Genomic DNA, 4,663 nt, shown 5'->3' on the forward strand with positions numbered 1-4,663 from the left:
ATAAGCATACTCAACTAAATAACCAGCCAAACAACCATTTGCACTTCCAGTAGCCGGGTCTTCCGGAACTCCCATTGCATCGGCAAACATTCGCACGTTCAAATGATTTTCCGAACTGTAGGTTTCCGGACAAAAAACCAGAATCGCCTTAGCTTGAGTATTACTTATTAACTCAAAATATTTGTCTTGGTTAACCTTGATTCTCTTCACAGCCGCAAGATTTTTCAACGGCACAATAATAAATGGCACACCAGTTGAAACTTCTTCAATCGGAAATCTGGTATCAATTTCTTCTACATCTAAATTCAGAACAGGCGCAATCTTATTTGGCGATAAACCCTGTCCGAAAGTAGGCGTTTTTTGGCGCATCCACAACCATTCAACTACTTCACCCGCATAATGAACGGTTACCGGAATTTGTCCTATCTTCAAATTTAAGATAATCGTTTCAACTGGTTGTTGGATAATTTCTTGTTGCAAAACATAAGCAGTTCCCAAAGTCGGATGTCCGGCAAAAGGTAACTCTTGTTCCGGTGTAAATATCCGCACATCATAACCGCCATCTCGCATTTGAGGAGATGTAATAAATGTGGTTTCCGAATAATTCATCTCCTTAGCAATGCGCTGCATATCGGGATCGGATAATTTCGCAACGCCATCACCCGCAAACACAGCTAATTGATTTCCGGTGTATTTTCCTACAGCAAATACATCGACGATGTAAAAATTCAGCATATTTAATTTCCTTCGCGTCCTTCGCGTCTTCGCAGTTTGAATTATATCCTGTCCGGTAGCATCGGTAGGACAGGATATTACGGCTATTGCCTAACTTAGCCTACAAAAGTTAAGGCAAACAGCGAATTGCTTCTAACAAACCCCTGGCTTTATTGAGAGTTTCTTCATATTCTGTTTCCGGAACAGAATCAGCAACCAAACCGGCACCTGCTTGCACAGAAACGGTATGTTTGCCGTTACCTCGATCGCGGACAACCATAGTGCGAATTGCGATCGCACTATTCAACTGTCCTTCAAAATCATAATATCCATAAGACCCAGAATAAGGGCCACGCCGACATCCTTCTAACTCGTGGATAATTTCCATCGCCCTAATTTTTGGCGCACCGCTAACAGTTCCGGCGGGGAAACAAGCTTTCAATAAATCCCACGCATTCTTATCAGTAGCAAGTTCTCCCAACACATTACTAACGATGTGCATAACGTGGGAATAACGTTCGATCGACATTAATTCATCGACTTTCACCGTACCGTTTTTGCAGACGCGACCTAAGTCATTTCTTCCCAAGTCAACCAGCATAACGTGTTCGGCAATTTCCTTGGGGTCTTGCAACAAATCCTCTGCCAATGCAGTATCTTCTTGGGGTGTTTTACCGCGTCGGCGAGTACCTGCGATCGGTCGCAATGTTGCTACACTTCCCCCAGATGAATCGCGAAAAGCTTTCACCATCACTTCCGGACTGGAACCGATAATCTGCCAATCCCCGAAGTTAAAATAACCCATATAAGGCGAAGGATTAATCAATCGCAGAGATCGATAAAGTGCAAAGGGGTCGCCAGTGTATTCCGTTGAAAGTCGTTGAGAAAGTACAACTTGGAAAATATCCCCCGCTTTGATATAATCCTTTGCTTTTTGCACATTTTCGCAGAACTTTTCGCGGGAAATATTGCTGGTATACTGAATTTCTCCTGTATCCGTTCCCGGAGGCTTCCACGCCAAAAGGTTACTCTGCTGGGAAAGGGGAGATTGTAATTTGTTGACCAGCTGGGTAACGCGATCGCACGCCTGCTTGTAAGCTATTTCCAAATCTACTTTCGGATCTCGCAAATCTGCATATGCGATCGCCCAAATTTTCCGCTTCACCTGGTCAAAAATCAGCAAGTGATCGACTTGCATCCACAAGCCATCCGGCAAATCTTCTGTCCCACCTGCATATATCGGTACTCGCGGTTCGATCCAGCGAATTAGTTCGTAACCCCAAAACCCGAACAAACCGCCTATTCCCGGCGGTAGCTGCGGCAATTTTATCGGTTGATAAGGCGTCAGACAATCAGTCAAAGCTTTAAAAGGGTCGCCTTCAAACTCCACAACCCTACCATCGCGGTGGTGCTGAATCGTGCGATCGCCTCTTGCCTCCAAAATCCACAGGGGGTCGCATCCCAACAAACTGTAGCGTCCGATTTTCTCCCCACCTTCCACAGATTCTAGCAGGAAGCTGTAAGGCTGTCCCGCACAAACTCGATACCAAGCAGAAACGGGGGTATCCAGATCCGCCACCCATTCTTGGTAGACGGGGACAAAGTTACCTTGCTTAGCCAGTTCGCAAAATTGGGAGAAATCGGGGAATATCATAATTTTATTGGGTTTGGATAGGAGCGATCCGGTTTTACCAAATTCTGAATATGCAGCCAAATCGCCACCACACTACAGTTTTTCACTCCTAGTGCGAACCCGTCAAGTCTAAGTCTAAATTTCTCCCCTATCTTCTATGAGAGAACAAGCTGACACATTCTTGTAACCTTCTTCTGGCATTAGAATCATCTGGTACTTGGTTAAAATTTAATCTATTGTAGGTTGCCAAATCGATCGGGTCTCCGCGTCTGAGTTCTGGAACACTACCCATACCGATCTCATACTCCCTAGTAACGTTAGCGATCGCATTTCCCCTTATTGTCCCTTTAAGGCAATACCCTTCTTCCCTATACCTATACTTAAATCCTATTGCTGTATTTGCTATTTTGCGAAAAACCAGGTAATCAACATCTTGTCGATTTGGCAAACGCGATTTACCATAAAAATAGTTGCCATTGGCTAAACTTTGCACTGTCTGTCTCGACTGCTTTATATCTTGGAAGTGAGACTGTGCCAAACTCGGTAAACGCACAGTTCCTAAAATTGCCAAGCTCAATCCAAACCCAAGTATTGCTTTGCCTTTCATAAACATCCTTAATTCTATCTTCTGGAGGGTAACCCAACCATACAGCCAGCAGCATTAAACTGTCGCACTACTTTATCTACATCCTGCACGTTTGCAGATAACTGTGCAAACTGTCTTGCTGCTTGCAAAACTGTGGGAGAGTTATATGGAATTTCGACGGGAATATCTGCGCGATCGTTCCTCACAGTTACTACTCCTAGATAATCTCCTTCCTTTAAAATTACTTCTTTGTCATCGGTTCGGATTACCCCATTAGATACAGTTCCCAAACCGAACTCAGCTTCTTGTATGCCAATGTAAATAAGGCAAACACGACCTCTTATATTGGAAGGATAAACACTCAGACCTTCTTCATATCCCGACCATTTACCCAAAAAAGGTGCAACCGCTGGGTCTACCCTCGACCAAGCTCTCACAAAAGATTCTCTCCTTTGTTTTTCTGCTTGACTGCGACTGTCTCCAACATTATTCCTACGAATCTGCTCGCGTAATTTCGATCGCAATCTTTGTATTTCCGAGCCCGTAGGATATCGCTCAATCTGTTGCTGTGAAAAAACTGGTAAAAAGCCAGCACTTATAATTGTTAAACTCAAGCCCAGGCTAATTTTCGCTATGCTATTGGTTAATTCTTTTTTCATTTTTGCATTAACGGAATAGTTCGTTCAAAAATTTATATACCGTCTGCTAGCATCGGTTGCAAAAAAAACGCTTTCTTATCTGCGTTTATCTGCGTTTTCATCTGCGGTAAAAATTTAACTCCCGATCTCCACAGATAATTTTTCGCATCGCTCATATACTACCGATGTAACCGGACAGGATATTATTTATCATCATACTAACGATAAAACTTAAGTCCCGGAAAGATAAATCTTTCCGGGACTTAATTGTTTCTAGGAATGCTGGATTATTGCCAGCAAAATAATTGTGACATTCCACACAGAAAATATCTGTAGGATTCTTGGGCTCATCTTTTTGGATGATATCTAGGCTTTACAACCTAATCCTCAAGCGTTTACCAGCTTCTAGACTGGCAGTTTCCGTCTGCCCTACGGTACTTTTCTGATGTTAACAAGCTCAGAACCGATTAGACATCGGAAGGAGTACGACCGCTAAACTTCACCTTTGCAGGATCGGGATTGCTGCCGATGTTGCGAGCTTTGGAATTTTTCGCCTCACGACCTGGGTTCACTTTTTCCGGGAAGACGCCATCAGCAGGGTGCAGGTACTGGATTTCACCGTTGGGGAAAACGCGGTAAATCTTGTAGTTGTTGATTTTGAACTTAGCACGCAGTTGCTGACCGCCCAAGGCAATACATTGTTCCTTACGGGCCAGGTAGAGAAGATTGTCACCCTGCCGCATGACAGCAGCGCCACCGGTAGGCATTTCAAACACCTGTTCTTTAGGGCTAGTCCAGGTGATTGCGTACTTCTCTTCTATTTCTGCTTTGCTTAGCAAGCCGCCAGTGCTGCCGCCGAATAAAGGTGCTTGTCCAGTCAAAGTTTCTGCCATAGATTCCTCTCTCAACTTTTTAGGGAATCCTATCACCGAGACAACGCTTGTTTTGCTAATCTGTCAAGAACTGTAACAGTTCTTCAGCTTTTGGGTATGGGCCAATGGCTAGGGGTTAGGGGTTAGGGCGTCGGGAAGAGGGAAGAGGGAAGAGGGAGAAGGAAAAGGGAAGAGAGAAAATATTAATTCTTCTGCTCCC

General features: G+C 44.1%; 5 protein-coding genes. All 5 read right to left on the reverse strand.

The genetic code is table 11. The features are described from left to right. The coding region (locus H6S82_RS18965; protein ID WP_199317915.1) for a PhzF family phenazine biosynthesis protein at positions 1-732 on the reverse strand (732 nt) is incomplete at its 3' end. 112 nt (positions 733-844) lie between these two features. Further along, entirely contained in the window at positions 845-2,368 is a 1,524-nt protein-coding gene (gene trpE, locus H6S82_RS18970; protein WP_190467181.1) for an anthranilate synthase component I, read from the reverse strand. A 127-nt stretch (positions 2,369-2,495) separates the two neighbouring features. After that, positions 2,496-2,954, reverse strand: a complete 459-nt coding sequence (locus H6S82_RS18975) for a hypothetical protein (RefSeq protein ID WP_190467179.1) — start codon at positions 2,952-2,954, stop codon at positions 2,496-2,498. 14 nt (positions 2,955-2,968) lie between these two features. Then, positions 2,969-3,592, reverse strand: coding sequence for a hypothetical protein (locus H6S82_RS18980; protein ID WP_190467176.1), 624 nt, complete (start codon positions 3,590-3,592; stop codon positions 2,969-2,971). Positions 3,593-4,038: 446 nt separating this feature from the next. After that, on the reverse strand, positions 4,039-4,464 hold the full coding sequence (locus H6S82_RS18985) for a photosystem I reaction center subunit II PsaD (RefSeq protein ID WP_190467174.1): 426 nt from the start codon (positions 4,462-4,464) through the stop codon (positions 4,039-4,041). Positions 4,465-4,663 lie beyond the last annotated feature (199 nt).

Origin of the sequence: Planktothrix sp. FACHB-1355 (genome assembly GCF_014748295.1) — a bacterium.
In the GTDB taxonomy this organism is placed as follows: domain Bacteria; phylum Cyanobacteriota; class Cyanobacteriia; order Cyanobacteriales; family Aerosakkonemataceae; genus Aerosakkonema; species Aerosakkonema funiforme_A.